A 16,417-nucleotide genomic window follows, 5' to 3' on the forward strand; every position below is an offset into this window, starting at 1 on the left:
TGCCAGAATCGGAGAGATGTGAAGTGGAACTTGATGCCCTGTACCACAATTACCTTAATCTCAAATTCGGCCGAGGGCTGCCGTTACTGAAAACAGGCCGCTTTGAGTATGCGTTATGCGAAGACGGAAGCACGGAGCTGTTTCTGGTAGGCCGCAAGAACGAGTCGTTTACCGAGTGGACAAGCGATCTTCGTCCCGCCGACCCGCATTATACGGATACTACGGGCAGAGCACCCGTCTTAGCGTCCCGTTTCGGTCAGTTGGACGTGTACGGCGAACAGGTGCTGGACTATCTGCTGCTGACGATCAACGCAACTACCTCCATCGCTCCAATTCACCCATACAACGTGATGAATGACCGAATGAAGCACTACTGCTTCTTCCAACTGGCTCAGTGGGCGTATCTCTCTATGCTGTCCGATGAGCAGAAAGCCGGACTGCGGGATTTTTTCTTCTGGTTCTACCTGTACGCCCACCCGGTCAACGGAGAAACGCTGGATGCTTTTTCTTTTCGCGGCCCGGACTTAATCCATACGCAGACCGGCATCCGCGTTCAGGATTATTTCGAAGCGTACCACGATCATTACGCACACCAGCATACAGCATATAACGATTGCCTGACTCTCTCGCCACAAGAGATTGAAGCCTGCTGCCGGCTTACCCTGCAAATGCTGGAAGTGGTCGAAGGACGTTCCTCCAGGCTGAAGCTTCCACCCGAAGCCGGCCTGGAGCCAGCCCTGCGTCTGATTAACCAAGCGGACGAATTTCTTGCCGCTTATGCCCGCAATAGGTCTGAAGTGTTCGGATGCATGCAGGATACGCTTACGGGTGTGCCCTCCACACCTTACCGCGAACACATTATCAGCATGCTGCTGCACAATTACGTGTGCTACATTTTATATTTTGACTTTGACCAGATTGTCGAACTGGTGGAGTTTTTCCGGGACGATCCACCCCTGTGCAGGGTAATTGTGAACCGGATGTTCACCGAGACAATCTTTATCCAGAAAATCCTGTGGCAGAACCGGATTGATCTCCACAACTATGCGAATGTCACGGCTCTGTTCGATGAGAACGCCCGGGAAATATATCGGGAATTTCTTTGATGGTTAGCTAAGCAATACCTACTAAAGTTCTATGAGATGATTAAATATGCTAGAACAAAGGGAAATGATCCAAATAAACAAAAGTGTGCCTTTATTTGCCCCTTTTCCCCTTTATTCCAGGCTCCATCGGACGATATAACGGCTCCTGAGTCCGTAACTGCTGAAAAAGTAAGGTTTTTGGCAAAATAAGGGCTCCTCTGTCCGCTTCAGTCCCCGGATGGAGCCAATCCTCCTGCATCGCATATATTCCTGTGAGGCTTCCAAGATATCCACTTTTTTTTACACTGTATAATTTCCTATACAACGAGAAAAAGGCCATCTCCAAAAGATGACCTTTTTAAGGTTCACCGCATTGTATCTACCCGCAATTCACATTAGCCAAGCGCCGGATCTCATCGCTTAACCGCCGATTGACCGGGTACACCTCTTCTAAGAAATTTAAAATGCGGAGTGCCGATTCGGGAACATGGTTGTATCCCTGGATCATGTCTCCGATGATTTCTGCAAAACGGGGATATCTCTTCTCTAACCGTCTCTCATTCCCGAAGGGGTCGGGAAAGTAATCTTCCTCTTGTTCCAGTAGATGGAGCACGGATAGAATCCGGTCTATAGCGTAACCTTGAACAAACCGCGTAGCGGACAGGCGTTCTCCCCTGGCATAGCGGCAGAGCCCTACGTACAGATTGGTTAAGGCTTCGTTCAAAGGAAAGTCCAGGGAATCACTTTTTTGGCCGGGGATCGGATTTACCGGTTTGGCGATTGCCGTATTGCTATACGCCGGGTCCTTCCATATGATCCGGCCTTCCGTATAGGCGGCATCCGCCAGCTCCCATTCCTCAAAGACAGCATATTCCCCGAAAACTCCGTCCTCGAACAATACCTTGTACCCGTCATCCGTATTCTTAAATGAATAGGCAAGAGGGTGTGCCCCTTCGAGCCAATCCAGCCGGCCGATAAATCTGCTTTTCTCCCCCGGTTTCACAATAACAAAGAAATCCAAATCCGAATATTCATCCAGCCGTTCTGTCTCGGCTCCAACGGAACCAACGCCTAATAATAAAAGAGCTCCCCCCATACGTTCAAGCGACTGGCCGATCTCGTCCAGCCGCTGTAGCAGCAGTTCTGTTCTCAGCACATGAATCCTCCCCTGGCATTCAATGCAAAAAGGGCCCAACCCACTTCTCAGCGAGGTTGAACCCAAAGGTTGCATTGCCTTTATTTTCAATGGTTAAGTTACCACATCTTAATTATAGCTGTCAATCGAATTATTCTATTTTTACTGCCTCGATATAAAGCTCAATCCTCACCTCATTTCCGACGATCATCCCGCCAGTTTCCAGCGGCGAGTTAAAGGTCAAACCAAATTCATTGCGTTTAATACTAGCTGTTGAATAAAATCCTGCACGTTCCCGGCCACGAGGATCTTTGTTAAGTCCTTCAAAAACGGTATGAAAAGTGACCGGCTTCGTTACTCCATGCAGCGTCAAATTGCCTTCAAGTTCATATTGCCGTTCACCAGCAGGGATGCAGCCGGTGGTTTGAAACACAATGGTTGGATACTTGGCTGCATCCAGGAAGTCGCCGCTCCTCAGGTGCTCATCCCGCTGCGGCTGGCGGGTTGTGATACTATTGGCATCTATGGACGCCTGTATACCCATCGTTGTTAGATCATTGGGGTCAAAGCTCAAGTTTGCTTGAAATTGCCCGAATACGCCTTTGATTCGATTAATCATTAAATGCGCCACCGAAAATTCGACGGAGCTGTGGTCCTGATCCACTTCCCAATTAACATTGCTCACGATTAAATTCCACCTCTACGATAAGATTGTAAGAAAAGAAAGGTTGCCCCATCTCCTAAGCACTGCGATCTTCGCATACCCCGACTATACAAAAACGCTACTGACAACGTAATGTCAGCAGCGTTTCAACATTTTTCTTTCGGGCCGTACCTGAGACTTCAATAGATTCATTCAATTGCTTACGCAGAGATTTCAGCAACCAGATTTTTCATCCATTTCCTGGAGTGAATTCGCGCCAATCCGATGCTAAGCCTAACCACTTCTTCCAATGACAAAATCATATATACCAGAAACACAGGCTGCTTCCAGACAAATGACATTAATAATCCGGAAGGAACACCGATCAGCCATGTTGCAGCGGCTTCCATTGCAAATACGAACTTGCTGTCACCGCCGCTGTTGAGAATACCGCCCGCCAGGATCATGTTGGCAACCTTTACCCACAGAAACCCGGCGAATACCCATACTAGACGGGTGCCCATGTGATGCGCTTCCTCTGACACCTGAAAGATGGATACATACAAAGGTGCAATTGCGGCGATCAATACACCTATCCCAAGGGATACAAAAATCCCCAGCTTAATGAACCGCTTCGAAAAATCCAGTGCTGCGTCCTGCTCGTCGGCCCCTAGCTTGTTTCCAATCATAATACCGGCTGCGCTGGAGAGCCCGGATAATAACCCGATGCTTAAGCTTTGGAGCGGATAGGTTATCGTCATTGCGGTTATTTCTACAGTTCCCATCCGGCTGTAAATAATCGCATATACCGTTTCACCGAGTACCCAAATCAGCTCGGTTAATACGATCGGATAGGTGGTGCGGATGAACTTTGACAGCAAGGCTGTGGGAGCCCCGAACCAGTCACGGATATGGGTTACTCCAGGCAGGCGAAGCTTATAGGCAGCCGCAATAATGAAGCAGCATTCAAATAAACGGGCGATCAGAGTAGAAGTTGCTGCTCCTTTTATCCCCCATTCCGGGAAGCCGAAGTTCCCGAAGATGAGCAGATAGTTAAGTACAATGTTAATACATACTGCAACGATGCTGGTCATCATAGGGAGCTTCACATGTCCTGTAGCGCGCAATATTGCGGAAAATATCATCGTCAGCATGACAGGAATATAGCTCAGGGAGGTGATTTCCAGAAAAATATCCCCCTCTGTGATCAGCCGCTGGTCCTTCGTAAACAAGCCGAGACAGAATTGCGGGAAGAAATGAACAGGCAGCGTAAAAATAATGGAGATTCCCAGACCAAAAAACAATCCCAATCCCAGCAGCTGGGCAGTGCTTTTCTCATCCTTCTTTCCCCAGAACTGCGCGGCATAAATGGATACTCCTGTAGCCAGCCCTGCCAATACTACAGTTATGATCCCGTATATTTTAATGGAAATCCCTACTGATGCAACGGCTACATCGCCGAGTTGTCCGACCATCAGCTGATCGGTTAAGGTTAGCAGTGCCATAATCAGGCTTTGCAGGGTTACAGGAATTGCAATGGTATAGATTTTACTATAAAAATCCGCCTTTGAATCTTTTAACATTAGCAGGGCCTCCCATAGCTGTTAGACAGCCTTCTGATAACGAAGCAGTGTATAGTTTTTGTTCGGGAGAACTTCGACAACTTTGAATTTCTTCACGAAATTCAGGTCGGTATATCCCGTGCCGTCAACCAGTGTGATATTGGTCCCGCCCCCGATAATAATCGGCAGCTGCATGATGATGATCTCATCAACTAAATCCTGGTCCAGTACATTCCAGTTCAGAAATCCGCCGCCTTCGATCATAATGCTGTGCACGTTATAGTTCTCTTCCAATTCACGGAACAGATTCACAAAATCCACTTTGTCCTTCCCGCAAATTAACACATCCTTATTCCTATCCTTTAAAATATTAATCATTTCAGGATTTTTGCCGTTTTCGGTGGTAACGATCAGCGTCCGGCCGTCGTCAGCAAGGACATGGCTGTCCAACGAAATATCCATATGTGTTGTCGGGATAATCCGCAGCGGGTTCTTATTCTCCTCATACCGGTTTGTCAGCATCGGATCATCATATTGAATTGTATTTTTACCTACCATGATAGCGTCAATTAAACCTCTGAATTGATGAATGTATTTAATATCGGGTTCCTCGAACATACTGAACAACTGTTTGCTGGACTTCCCCGCGCCCAAAGTAAGCTTGCCGTCGATTGACACTTGGCTAAAAATAGTTGTTTTCATCGTTCTCCCTCTTCTCTATAAAGTTTGTTGAATGAGGCTGCTGTTCACATGCTCATTCATTAACCTCATGATTCTCGCGGCATCTTCATCTGCTAAATGTTGCAGGCCAACAGCCATGGCATCCCAGATATTCCGCATAACCGGCTCAATGGGCATGTTACGCGCATTTTCAAGGCAGGTAATTAGTTTAGCCCTGGCCGGTGAGGCGGCTGCCTTGATGTTATCCAATACACGGGAATGCACAGGAATCCGCTGCACCCGCTCGGCCCATTCCAGCTGGCTGCTTTCATTCAGCAAATACGCCGCGAAAGACAGAAGCTCGTCCGCCTGCTCCGATTCCAGCGAATGCTGCGGAAAGACCAGACCGATGGATGAAGACATCGAGGCCGCCGGATTGCCATTAATCGACGGCAGCGGACCTACAAGCAATCTGTCTCTCATTTGAAGGTCCAAATAATTGTAAATCCATTCCCCGCAAATGATCGCCCCAATCTCTCCGGCGATAAAACGGTCCAGGAGTTCAGTTGGACCATGAAAACTGCCGAGCACCTTGTGGGCTATTTGCCGCTGAACGAACCGCAGAGCCGCATCCATTTCAAAAGACGCCAGATCGGGATTCCCCTCCTTCAGCGGCCAGCCTCCAAATGCGGTCAGAAACGGAATGAAGCAATACGGGTCCGCCAGATCGGCAGCGACCGGAACAATTCCTTTAGCCAATAACGCTTCGGCCTGTTGTTCAATCGCCTCCCAGGAAGCGGGAGCCTCGGGGTAGATCTCCGGATTGTAATATAGAACCAGATGATTGCCTTTTAGAATAGGAATACCGTACTGCCGGCCGTTGGACTGCATGGAGCTACGGATATCCACATCGGGGAGGCCGGACATTGACCAGAATTTCTCAGGAATCTCTGAATACATGGCGCCTTCCGCGTAACCGGCCATATCAGCCGGAACCAGTGCCATGTGCGGACCCGCCCCGCCGGCTTTTATCTGCTGCAGGCGGGCGGTCAGTACGGTGATATTCATGACCTCGGGAATAACGGAAACTCCGGATTTAGAGGTGTAAGCACGGCAGAGCTGCTCCAGCACCTCTATGGATGTATCTCCCTTCCCATCGAATTCATGCCAGATATTCAGCTGCTGTGCAACTTGTTTGTTCATAGCTGTCTTCCTCCTTCGTCATTTGATGAGTTCCGTATACAGGACCAAAGCTTGATATGGCCGCATTTCATAGATTCCTTCACTGCTGAGCCGGTTCCAGCCGCCCCGTTCGCTTTCCAGCAGCAGGCTTGTCTGTTTGTGGCCCGGATAGATCAGCTCAGTCCGCAAGGTTTGCTCTTGATCCGGGTTCAAATTAAAACAGGCGCTGAACAGTTCATCTTTCAAATAGTATGAGTAAATCAAAATATCGCCCTGTGAGTCGGAAAGATAGAAGTTCGCAGGCTTCAGCAGATTAGCATGCTGTCTCTTCATCTGCTGCAATTGCTCCAGAAGCGGCAGTAATGTTGATTTACTGGCCCAGTTGATAGCCATGGTATTGAAAAAAGCTTTTGGAATATCCGCACCGCCGGTATTATCCCCGAGACCGCAATTGAGGGGCTGCTCCTCATAAACTTCCATTCCTGTAGTCAGATAGGGAATCCCGTTCGGCAGGAAATAATTGAACACCGTCATCAGCCGGGCCAGTTCTGTTCCGCCACGGCTTGTAATGCGCGGGGTATCCGCCGTCTCCGAGCAGGCAAACACATGTATCTGCAATTCCGGAAGCTCCCGCAAGTAATCCTGCAAACGTTCGACACGGATATCGGTCATAATATTCCAGCCGCTGCCTAACATCACATTGTATCCGGTTTTTGCCGCTTCCCGGTGATTGCGGTTGAATAAATCCTCGCTGATCAGAATCGCTGCCGGCTTCATATCTTTGATCATCTTAAACATAGATTGCAGCAAGGGGACCGGGAGCGTGTGTCCGATATCCACCCGGAAACCATCAATGTTATACGTTTTCAGCTGGAAGCTGGCAGCCTCTATCAGCGTGTCCCATAATTCCTGATTCGGCTCTTCCCCCGGATAAATATTGCACTTGATCGTATCGAAGAGCACATATGGGGGTTGACCCTCAGGCAAATAAGGCCGGACCAATGGCGAGGGGTCCTTGTACAGGCGAAAAAAGGCAATGTCCGTCCAGATCGGCTGAACATCATTAATCCAATCCGAATGGGCGGGAGCCGGCGTTATGCCCATCTCCTGTTCGATCAATGGCAACAGGGACTCGCCGGACTCAAGCGCGCGTTTTTTGAGGTCGTTCCAGCGGTCCGGGTCCAGTTCATTTGGCGGCAGACGGAACTGATTCAGAAAAGATAAGGTATCCTTGCTGCGGTAAATGGTTTCCAGCTTGTCCGGTGTGCACTCTGTGAAGAATTCCAATCCGGCAATATGCGGGGGCTGGAATCCGGGCAGCGCGTTCAGATCAATCCAATAAAACCAGTCCGGGTGTTCGGCTAATAAAACATTGTCCCGGGCACCCACCCGGGGGATTAAATCCAGCACAACTTTGATATCCAGCAGATGGCAGGCCTCGACCAAGGTCGCCAGCTCATCGTGGATGGTCAGGTTCTCCATGCCGTCCAGCAACGGGTCATGTAAATTCTCATCCAAATCAAACAGGTTGTACACTGCATACGGTGAACCAATATCCCCCTTGAGATTCAAATTGCTGTACCGGGTGACAGGCAGCAGATACAGGATATTGACATTCATTTTTTTCAGCAAAGGCAGCAGAATCATAAATTTCAGGAATGTTCCGGATTGGATATTCCCGGTATGAGTATAATCCCAGGCCGAGGAATAACGGAGCAAGGAGCAATAAATGACACTATCATCTAAATCTGCCTGGCCGATATGAGCATAATCAGAAGACAACTCCAGCAAGTACTGCAGATGTTTAACCATAAATCTTGCCGGTTCAACAAGAATTTCGCCATCCTTGCTATCCAATGTCGATACATAGCCGCACTCGTTCCACAACGCAGGTATCCAGATGGGTGCTGTGTTGTGAAACCGGCAGTCTGCAAAATAGTCAAGCATCCGGTTTACTCTATGGTTATGTCTGATCATCAAGTAGATCTCCTCTATACAGGATTATTGTTTTTCAAAAAACAAATGCCGATTTCAAAACGGGGGGCTCCGAAGAAACCGCAGAATTCCCGCTGTTCCCCAGCAGCTCCTGAATTGTAGTCTCGAATTGATCCAAACTGTACTTGCGTGTGATCAGGGAAGCTACCTCCGGAACGTCTTTTGCAAACTGCAGGGCATCCTCAAAGGTGTTCAAATATTCACCGGCCCCCAGCAGCCGCACGGCGTGCTGAGTATAGTAAGTAGGGGAAATGGTATACTGGTATCGCCCGTTGATCCCGAAGGGAATGATCGTACCGCCGCGCTCCACCCATTGCTCCGCCATCTCCATCTGTGTCCCCACCGTATCAATGACGAAGTCAAATTTCTTCTCCCCCAGAATGCGGAACACCCGCTCTGCGGTCAGCTCCTCCGGCGGGCAGGCATAGTCAGAGATTTGCTGCGCCTTTGCCAGTCGTCCTGCGTTGATTTCTATAGAAACAGTGGTGCATCCCATGCGTTTAGCAACAAATTGACATAATAGCCCCATTGGTCCGGAACCAAGGATTAATACCGAGTCCCCTGTCTTAACTCTGCCTTCCCGGAAGTTATGGAGAACACAGGCGAGGGGTTCAGTGGCCAATGCCGCTTCCCAGCTCATCTGCTCAGGTAATTTGTGTAAAAATTTTTCTTCTGAAACGAACCATGGAGCAAAAGTTCCATTTTTATTCAACCCGGCAATCGGCATACCTTGTCCATCCGTTCCTGTGCAGAGATGCAGTTTGCCTTGAAGGCAGAACCTGCATTTGCCGCAGCTGTGATTGGGATCAACAACGACTCGGTCGCCTGCTTTTAAGCTTGTTACATTGCTGCCGGTTTCAATAACAGTACCTACGGCTTCATGACCGCGTATCACTCCGGGAACACCAGGCTCCTTACCTGTGATGACTGCCAGATCAGTTCCGCAGATGCCCGTCATCTGGATCTTCACTTTGACATCAGTTGCAAGCGTGATCACCGGGATGTCCTGTTCGGACAGATTCAGCCTCTGAGAATTCCATACCAACGCCGGCATCTTACGCGATTCTGCACATTCAGCATTTTCTGATTTCATTGCTCCATATCCTTTCTTTTTTCACATCCGCTTTTCTTTTACATTCCCTTACTTTCTCTTTCTTTTCTTTTCATTTAATTGCAAAACATCTCCTTCAGCTCCGGATAACGAAACCTTTGATTTTTGTGCAAACGTTTGTGCAATTGCTTTTTTATCCTAGCACACTTTTTTTAAAAAGTAAGGGAAATTTTGTCGAATTTTAGCAATACTCGCATTTTTTACAATCCACCTCATAAAATGTGATCCTGTCCTCTTCCTAGGCGGAAGAATTCGGGCCAGCACAACACAAAAAAACGGCTGTGCCGTCCTCCACGGGACAGCGCAGCCGTCTTTGTTCTGGCGTTACCTGGAGAACGACTCCCCATGAACCTACGGCAGCTTTTTAAGTGGAAAAAGGTTAACTAATTTGCCGGAGTACCCTATCCTCGGGCAGATGAAGTGGAAAAAGGGACACTAATTCAGCCCATTTCGCCATTGGACAAGAAAAGTAGCCCAATTTATACGAAAATCACTTTGTCGCTTCACAGCTCGAAAGTGATTTTTGCTTTAAAGATCCCCTATATCGGAACTTCATTTTTTTATAAAGTGGATATCATGTGGTAGGCGTCAGTTCCACTTGGTAGCCTAGCTTTTGAAGTTTTTTAATCAGGTAATTTGCGGTCTGCTCGGGGGTGTTCAGATATTCCGTCCCCAGCTCGGTATAGGGGACTTTATCCCGAAGCATCACATACATGATTCGGATCATTGCATGGGCTAAAGCGACGATGGCTTTCTGTTTTCCTGCCCGTTTCACGATCCGACTGTACATAGCGGAAAGCCGATTATTCTTGGACTTGCTCGCTGCCCAAGCGCACTGGACGAGTACGGCTTTCAGACCTCGGTTCCCGCGTTGGTTCTTTTTACTTTTTTTTTACCGGCGCTCTCATGGTTGGCTGGACACACCCCGACCCAAGAGGCCAGATGAGCTTCACTTGGAAAAGGAGACACGTCGGTACCCAGTTCCGCCACGATGCTCGCCGCGGCATCCGTGCTCACGCCTGGAATGGTATCCAGCAGTTCAATTTCCTTCATGTATGGTTGCACCAGTTCCTCAATTTCAGCTTCCAACGTCTGCATTTCACTCTCCAGATACTGCAAATGATCCCAATGACGCCGGATCATCTTCCGGTGATGCAGACGTAGTCGGCCGTTCATCGCTTCGACCAGTGAAGGCACCTTCATCTTCAGCCGGGTATGCACCAGCTTGCGGACCTCATGCACCTCCAGCACTTCGCCATTCACAATCGAGTCCAGTAGCGCACGACCGGAAACGCCAAAAAGATCGGAGACATACGTGGTCAGTTTAATGTTGGCATCTTGTAGAATTTTGTGAATCCGGTTCTTTTCTTGCGTCGCGTTTTGCTTAAGCTTGCGCAGATACCGGGTAAGGTCACGCAAATCGCGGATGGGCTCGTCCGGGACAAAGCTTCCCTCAATCAAGCCGCAGCGGTGGAGCTTGGCGATCCACTCGGCATCCTTGACGTCGGTCTTCTTCCCGGGCATATTGCGGATGCGTTGCGGGTTGGCCAGCGTGATCGTACAGGTGCTTTCTAGAATGTTCCACACGGGTTTCCAAAAGACCCCTGTACTTTCCATGGCAATCTCGGTACATCCCTGCTGCTCCAGCCACTCCTGTAATCTCAAAAGCTCGCGGGTCGTGGTTCCAAACGTCTCGATCACGGACTTGGGTTTCTTCTCCAGGGGGCCACTCAGTAGACAAACCACCACCGTCTCCTGATGAATATCCAACCCAGCACAACGTTCACGAATGGCATCCATATTCCCTACCTCCAAGCCAAAAGTATGCGTGGATCATGCAACCTTAAGAGATAAAATTTTATACACGTGCTCGTGGCAACACTCGGCGATCCTCGTCGTTGCAGTTGGTCAGATTAAGTTTCGGGATGTTTCACCAATATTGAATCGACCTCTGATCCACAGCACGATTTTACCAAATATACACTCTGACTTCACCTGATTTTCATGACCGACGGTGGCCGCCAGGCCATGGGTGATTAAGTTTACTTTTTCCACTTAAACCTCAGGATTTCTTGATTTTCGGAAAAATAAGTTCCCTTTTTCCAACTAACACCTGCGAAGAAGCCGGTAAAGACGGATCGCCCTATTCCTTCGCGATCGATCCGCAGCCGTTGCGGACAGGAAAGCCGTTATTGATAGATGATTCGTCAATTCAGCAGGTTAACGGACTGAGTCCGTAACTGCTGAAAAAGTAAGATTTTTGGCAAAGTAAGGGCTCCTCTGTCCGCTTCAGTCCGTGGGTGGAGCCCTATCCTCTGCATCGCTTATATCCTGTGAGGCTTCCAAGGTATCACACTTTTTTACACTGTATAGTTTCATATACAAACAAGTGGAAACGGCTACGCCATCCTTATCAGGAGCCTATGCTTCCGATGCAGCGATACAGAGTATCGCTTTCAGGTACCCGTTTCAGCGAGAAATAGAAGGAACATTTATAGTGTGAAACATATTAATTCTCCACAAAAAAAACGGTCCTTTCGGACCGTATCGGATAGATTCATTATTCATTTTCCGCAATCTCAGTTGACAGATTGATCATACTGCAAATATACCACATGGGTCTGCAGATATTCGTTCAATCCGTGTTTGCCGTCCGCGCCGCCGATGCCGGATTTTCTCCAGCCCGCATGGAAGCCTTGCATCGCTTCAAAGTTCTCGCGGTTAATATAGGTTTCACCGTATTTGAGACACTTGATGACTTTCATGGCGACGTTCAGATTCCGGGTGTACAGGGAAGAGGTCAGCCCAAACTCACTGTCATTGGCAAGTGCAATCGCTTCATCCAGGTTCGAGAAGGATATGACCGGGATGACCGGCCCGAAGATTTCCTCCTGGACGATCTCCATCTCATTGGTGGCACCGGTAATCACCGTCGGCTCAAAAAAGCTGCCTGCACCCTCCACTTTTTTACCGCCAAGGGCGATTTTGGCTCCCTCCTGTACGGCGCGGTCAACCTTTTGCTGCACCGACTCTTGGGCTGCCTTATTGATCAGCGGACCCATCTGGATATCCGTGTCTTTCAGCGGATCGCCATACTTCACCGCTTTCATCGCCTCAACCAGACGGCTGGTGAATTCGTCCTTGATCTTCTCATGCACATAGACCCGCTCCGCACAGTTGCAGACCTGCCCGGTATTAATCACCCGGGAATCCACAATCGCTTTGATCGCCAGATCCAGATCGGCGTCGTCCATTACAATGGCCGGTGCCTTGCCGCCAAGCTCCAGACTGACCTTGATGATATTTTCGGCTGCGGCCTCCATCACCTTTTGTCCGGCTGGTACGCTGCCCGTCAGACTAACCATCCCAACCTTAGGGTTGCTGGCCAATTCATTGCCGACCTCGCCGCCTTTGCCCGTAACCAGGTTGAACACCCCTTGGGGAAGACCGGCCTTGGCAACAATTTGGGCAAACGCCACTGCATTGTTTGGAGATTCAGCACTGGGCTTGACGACAATCGTATTTCCGGTGATCAGCGCCGGCGCCATTTTTCTGGCAATCAAAAAGAATGGAAAATTCCAAGGGAGGATGCCGGTAGTGACCCCAATCGCCCGTTTGAACACAAAAATATTCTCATTATCCCGGTCACTCTGAACAATCTCACCTTCATACCGGCGTGCCCATTCTGCCATATAGTCCATATAATCCGCTGTAAAGTTAACCTCGACCGTGGATAGTTCCAGTGTCTTGCCTACCTCTTCGGAGATCAGTCTGGCCAGGCTGTCCGCCTCCGCCCGAATCCCTCCGGCAATGGCATGAAGATACTTCCCTCTCTCCACCGCAGGCGTTTCTTCCCAGGCAGTCTGGGCCTTATTCGCTGCATGGATGGCCCGGACCACGTCATTCCTTGTAGCTTTGGGGACCTGTGAAATGACTTCATCTGTTGCCGGATTGGTGACATCCATCCACTCTTTGCCTTCTGACTCGGTAAACTGGCCGTCGATATACATCAAATGTTTTTCCACTGTTTCTCCCCCTTAAGGTAGATCATTCCATTTGCTCTCCCACAGTGTAAACGTTATCAATATTTTTTGTCAACAAGATTCACATTTATTATTTGTTTTTGTGTTGTTTTTTATTGACTTTTTGAGTTAAGCTATTGTTGTGAAGGCTGCGATTGGAGGGATAGGAATGAAAGTCAGTATTTTTTCGACCTGTGTAGTGGACCTTATGGCCCCGAATGTCGGGATCGCTATGGTTCAGGTTCTCGAAAGGCTGGGCTGTGAAATCGATTTTCCCGCTTCGCAGGTGTGCTGCGGCCAACCTACCTACAACAGCGGTTATCTGGAAGATTCCAAGCTTGCAATGAAAAATATGATGCGGGCCTTTGAGCATTCCGATTATGTTGTAGGTCCGTCCGGCTCCTGCATCGCCATGTTCCATGAATACCCGAAAATTTTCAAGGGAGATCCCCAATGGGAGTTGAAAGCGGTTGCGTTAAAGGAGAAAGCGTATGAGTTCACACAATTCATCGTCCGGGTGCTCGGCATTACCGATGTGGGTGCAAGTCTGGAGGGTACCGCAACCTACCACCGCTCCTGCCATATGACAAGACTGCTGGGCGAAAGGGAAACCCCCTTCCAATTGCTTGAGCAGGTGCAGGGACTGCAAATGGAGCCGCTGAAAAACAGCGATAATTGCTGCGGCTTTGGAGGAACCTTTTCGGTAAAAATGCCGGACATCTCTGAGCAGATGGTCAATGAAAAATGCGGTTGTATAACCGAAACCGGAGCGGACATCCTGATCAGTGCAGATATGGGCTGCCTGCTGAACATCGGGGGCCGCCTGTCGCGTAAGGGAGAACCCGTAAAAATCATGCACATTGCAGAAGTGCTGAATCATCACAACCCTACTAAAAAGGAGGAAGCCGGACATGAGCCTGCAAACGGATAAGCGGGAATTCAACGAACGGACTACAGACGGCATCGGCAATCCTTTTATGAGAAATGCTGTAAGCTCAGCCCAGGACAGCCTGAAGACCAGGCGCCTGTCCGCCGCAACCGCTCTTGGAGACTGGGAGCAGTGGCGTACCCTAGGCCAGCAAATCCGCCAGCATACACTTAAGCATCTGGATTATTACCTGGAGCAGTTAGCGGATAACATTGAGAAAAAGGGCGGACATATTTATTTTGCCAAAACCAAAGAAGAAGCAAGCGGCTATATCCGGGATATTATCGTCCAGAAAAAAGCTAAAAAAATCGTCAAATCCAAATCGATGGTCACCGAGGAAATTGAAATGAACCATGTCCTGATGGAAGCCGGCTGTGAACTGACCGAGACGGATCTGGGCGAATACATCCTACAGATGGATGATTGGGACCCGCCTTCGCATATTGTGGCCCCCGCGCTGCATAAGGACCGGAGGCAAATTCAAAGAGTGTTCACGGAGAAGCTTGGATACACCGGCGACGAGAGTCCCGTGAATCTTGCCCGTTATGCCCGGACGGTGCTGCGGCAGAAGTTCCTGGAAGCGGATGTCGGGATCACCGGCTGCAATTTCGCTGTCGCCAACCTGGGCGCGATCAATCTGGTGACCAATGAAGGGAACGGTGACCTCACCGCCGCCATACCGAAAACACATATCGCGGTGATGGGCATGGAGCGCATTGTGCCGACGCTTGAAGAGATGGAAGTGCTGGATAATCTGCTCTGCCGGAGTGCGGTCGGGCAAAAATTGACCAGCTATATTTCCGTCATCGGGCCCTCTGCGTCCGGGGAGACGGATGGTCCTGAGGACTTCCATCTGGTAGTCGTGGACAACGGGCGCTCCGGGATTCTCGGCAGCGAATTCAACGAAGCCCTGCAGTGCATCCGCTGCGGCGCCTGTCTTAATGTCTGCCCGGTCTACCGCCATATCGGCGGCCATGCCTACGGGTCTATTTATCCGGGTCCGATTGGAGCGGTAATCACCCCGCTGCTGGGCGGCTACGATGACTATAAAGAGCTGCCTTTTGCCTCCAGCCTGTGCGCCGCTTGTACGGATGTCTGTCCGGTCAAAATCCCGCTGCATGAGCAGCTGATTCTGCACCGCCAGAATATTGTACAGCAAAAACGCACCGGTGCTGCAGAAAGGCTCCAGATGAAGACAGCCGGAAGGCTGCTGGCCTCCCAGGCTTTGTTCGGCAAAGCCCTGCGGTTTGCCAACCCGGCCAGCCGGCTAATCAGCAGGCATGGACGGATTGCAAGAGGACCGCAGCTGGTCCGTGGCTGGATCAACGCCCGTGATCTCAGCCAGCCGGTCAGACAGCAGGACAGCTTCCGGGCCTGGTTTGACAAACGCAAAGGGAGGGAGGGCCAATGACGGCATCCAACAAGGATTCATTCCTAAACACAATTGCCTCCAAGCTGGGGCGGGAGCGTATCTATGACGTTCAGCGGCCGGACTTGCAGGCCATGGCTCCGGACAGCTATGGCGATTTAACAGCCGATGAGCTGATAGAGATTCTGAAGGAGCAGTGCTTTTTCATTCACACGCAGGTGATTGAATCGAACGCGGAAATCTTGCAGAAAACATTGGATGATCTGATCGCTGCGAATGGCGGAGGGGCTGTAATCACTTCCGGGGATGCCCGGTTTGCCGAATACGGGCTGGAATTCGCAAATGCTTCCGTCTGGGAGGAAGCGGCAGGAAGGGAGCAGAATATTCTGCGCTCCGAAGCAGCCAATACGGCGATTGTCTTTGCCGACTATGCGCTGGCCGAGTCGGGTACGATTGTTGTCGGGAGCCGCCCGGATCAAGGGCGCGCCCTGCATTTTCTGCCTGCCCATTATATTGCGGTGATTGAAAAAAAGCGGATCATGCTCCGCTCGACCCAGGCTGCAGCAGATCTGAACCGGCGGATTCAGGCGGGGGAGCCGCTGGGTTCCTCGATCAATTTCATCTCCGGCCCTTCGAATTCGGCCGATATTGAAATGCAGCTCGTTGTCGGGGTGCATGGTCCGCTGCGGGCGGCCTATGTGCTTATCTAGCAATTCATTTAGCAG

Annotated in this window: 14 protein-coding genes; 4 read left to right on the top strand and 10 right to left on the bottom strand. The window is 49.9% G+C overall.

The genetic code is table 11. The features are described 5' to 3' along the window. The first annotated feature begins 23 nt into the window (after window positions 1-23). Window positions 24-1,106: a hypothetical protein gene (locus PRIO_RS24285; RefSeq protein ID WP_020429117.1), complete on the top strand. Its 1,083-nt coding sequence runs from the start codon at window positions 24-26 to the stop codon at window positions 1,104-1,106. 358 nt (window positions 1,107-1,464) lie between these two features. On the opposite strand, the gene PRIO_RS24295 is transcribed toward PRIO_RS24285, so the two are convergent. The 10 genes from PRIO_RS24295 to aldA form a co-directional block, all read right to left on the bottom strand. Next, entirely contained in the window at window positions 1,465-2,241 is a 777-nt protein-coding gene (locus PRIO_RS24295; RefSeq protein ID WP_020429118.1) for a hypothetical protein, read from the bottom strand. Between the two features lie 130 nt (window positions 2,242-2,371). Further along, complete coding sequence (locus PRIO_RS24300) at window positions 2,372-2,905, bottom strand: YceI family protein (RefSeq protein ID WP_020429119.1); 534 nt, start codon at window positions 2,903-2,905, stop codon at window positions 2,372-2,374. 179 nt (window positions 2,906-3,084) lie between these two features. After that, a complete protein-coding gene (locus PRIO_RS24305) occupies window positions 3,085-4,446 on the bottom strand; it encodes an MATE family efflux transporter (protein ID WP_020429120.1) in 1,362 nt (453 codons plus the stop codon). A 21-nt stretch (window positions 4,447-4,467) separates the two neighbouring features. Further along, complete coding sequence (locus PRIO_RS24310) at window positions 4,468-5,127, bottom strand: RibD family protein (protein WP_020429121.1); 660 nt, start codon at window positions 5,125-5,127, stop codon at window positions 4,468-4,470. 15 nt (window positions 5,128-5,142) lie between these two features. Next, the gene (locus PRIO_RS24315) at window positions 5,143-6,288 is read right to left on the bottom strand and encodes a sugar ABC transporter substrate-binding protein (RefSeq protein ID WP_020429122.1); all 1,146 of its coding nucleotides are present in this window, start codon (window positions 6,286-6,288) and stop codon (window positions 5,143-5,145) included. A gap of 18 nt (window positions 6,289-6,306) precedes the next feature. Then, entirely contained in the window at window positions 6,307-8,244 is a 1,938-nt protein-coding gene (locus PRIO_RS24320) for an alpha-amylase family protein (RefSeq protein ID WP_046505089.1), read from the bottom strand. Window positions 8,245-8,278: 34 nt separating this feature from the next. Further along, the gene (locus PRIO_RS24325) at window positions 8,279-9,355 is read right to left on the bottom strand and encodes a zinc-dependent alcohol dehydrogenase (protein ID WP_020429124.1); all 1,077 of its coding nucleotides are present in this window, start codon (window positions 9,353-9,355) and stop codon (window positions 8,279-8,281) included. A gap of 592 nt (window positions 9,356-9,947) precedes the next feature. Continuing rightward, window positions 9,948-10,163, bottom strand: coding sequence for a hypothetical protein (locus tag PRIO_RS36985; RefSeq protein ID WP_231869745.1), 216 nt, complete (start codon window positions 10,161-10,163; stop codon window positions 9,948-9,950). 62 nt (window positions 10,164-10,225) lie between these two features. Next, window positions 10,226-11,173, bottom strand: coding sequence for an IS110 family RNA-guided transposase (locus PRIO_RS24335; protein ID WP_046502546.1), 948 nt, complete (start codon window positions 11,171-11,173; stop codon window positions 10,226-10,228). Window positions 11,174-11,952: 779 nt separating this feature from the next. Then, complete coding sequence (gene aldA, locus PRIO_RS24340; protein WP_020427199.1) at window positions 11,953-13,398, bottom strand: aldehyde dehydrogenase; 1,446 nt, start codon at window positions 13,396-13,398, stop codon at window positions 11,953-11,955. 166 nt (window positions 13,399-13,564) lie between these two features. On the opposite strand from aldA, the gene PRIO_RS24345 reads away from it, so the two are divergent. Genes PRIO_RS24345 through PRIO_RS24355 form a run of 3 tightly spaced genes read left to right on the top strand, consistent with a single transcriptional unit; the run spans window position 13,565 to window position 16,402 of the window. Continuing rightward, on the top strand, window positions 13,565-14,326 hold the full coding sequence (locus PRIO_RS24345) for a (Fe-S)-binding protein (protein ID WP_020427200.1): 762 nt from the start codon (window positions 13,565-13,567) through the stop codon (window positions 14,324-14,326). Continuing rightward, on the top strand, window positions 14,307-15,734 hold the full coding sequence (locus tag PRIO_RS24350; RefSeq protein WP_046505093.1) for a LutB/LldF family L-lactate oxidation iron-sulfur protein: 1,428 nt from the start codon (window positions 14,307-14,309) through the stop codon (window positions 15,732-15,734). The genes PRIO_RS24345 and PRIO_RS24350 overlap by 20 nt, the downstream gene beginning before the upstream one ends. Beyond that, window positions 15,731-16,402 carry a LutC/YkgG family protein gene (locus tag PRIO_RS24355; RefSeq protein ID WP_020427203.1) on the top strand — a complete coding sequence of 224 codons (672 nt, stop codon included), beginning with the start codon at window positions 15,731-15,733 and terminating at the stop codon, window positions 16,400-16,402. Before PRIO_RS24350 ends, PRIO_RS24355 begins: the two co-directional genes overlap by 4 nt. The last annotated feature ends 15 nt before the right edge of the window (window positions 16,403-16,417 follow it).

The organism is Paenibacillus riograndensis SBR5 (assembly GCF_000981585.1).
GTDB lineage: Bacteria > Bacillota > Bacilli > Paenibacillales > Paenibacillaceae > Paenibacillus_AQ > Paenibacillus_AQ riograndensis.

What these genes read in the sequence shown, in the direction of transcription:
- PRIO_RS24355 (WP_020427203.1), top strand. Translation starts at nt 15,731, where the DNA reads ATGACGGCATCCAACAAGGATTCATTCCTAAACACAATTGCCTCCAAG.
- PRIO_RS36985 (WP_231869745.1), bottom strand. Translation starts at nt 10,163, where the DNA reads ATGTACAGTCGGATCGTGAAACGGGCAGGAAAACAGAAAGCCATCGTC.
- PRIO_RS24305 (WP_020429120.1), bottom strand. Translation starts at nt 4,446, where the DNA reads ATGTTAAAAGATTCAAAGGCGGATTTTTATAGTAAAATCTATACCATT.
- PRIO_RS24345 (WP_020427200.1), top strand. Translation starts at nt 13,565, where the DNA reads ATGAAAGTCAGTATTTTTTCGACCTGTGTAGTGGACCTTATGGCCCCG.
- PRIO_RS24325 (WP_020429124.1), bottom strand. Translation starts at nt 9,355, where the DNA reads ATGAAATCAGAAAATGCTGAATGTGCAGAATCGCGTAAGATGCCGGCG.
- PRIO_RS24315 (WP_020429122.1), bottom strand. Translation starts at nt 6,288, where the DNA reads ATGAACAAACAAGTTGCACAGCAGCTGAATATCTGGCATGAATTCGAT.
- PRIO_RS24350 (WP_046505093.1), top strand. Translation starts at nt 14,307, where the DNA reads ATGAGCCTGCAAACGGATAAGCGGGAATTCAACGAACGGACTACAGAC.
- PRIO_RS24310 (WP_020429121.1), bottom strand. Translation starts at nt 5,127, where the DNA reads ATGAAAACAACTATTTTTAGCCAAGTGTCAATCGACGGCAAGCTTACT.
- PRIO_RS24335 (WP_046502546.1), bottom strand. Translation starts at nt 11,173, where the DNA reads ATGGATGCCATTCGTGAACGTTGTGCTGGGTTGGATATTCATCAGGAG.
- PRIO_RS24320 (WP_046505089.1), bottom strand. Translation starts at nt 8,244, where the DNA reads ATGATCAGACATAACCATAGAGTAAACCGGATGCTTGACTATTTTGCA.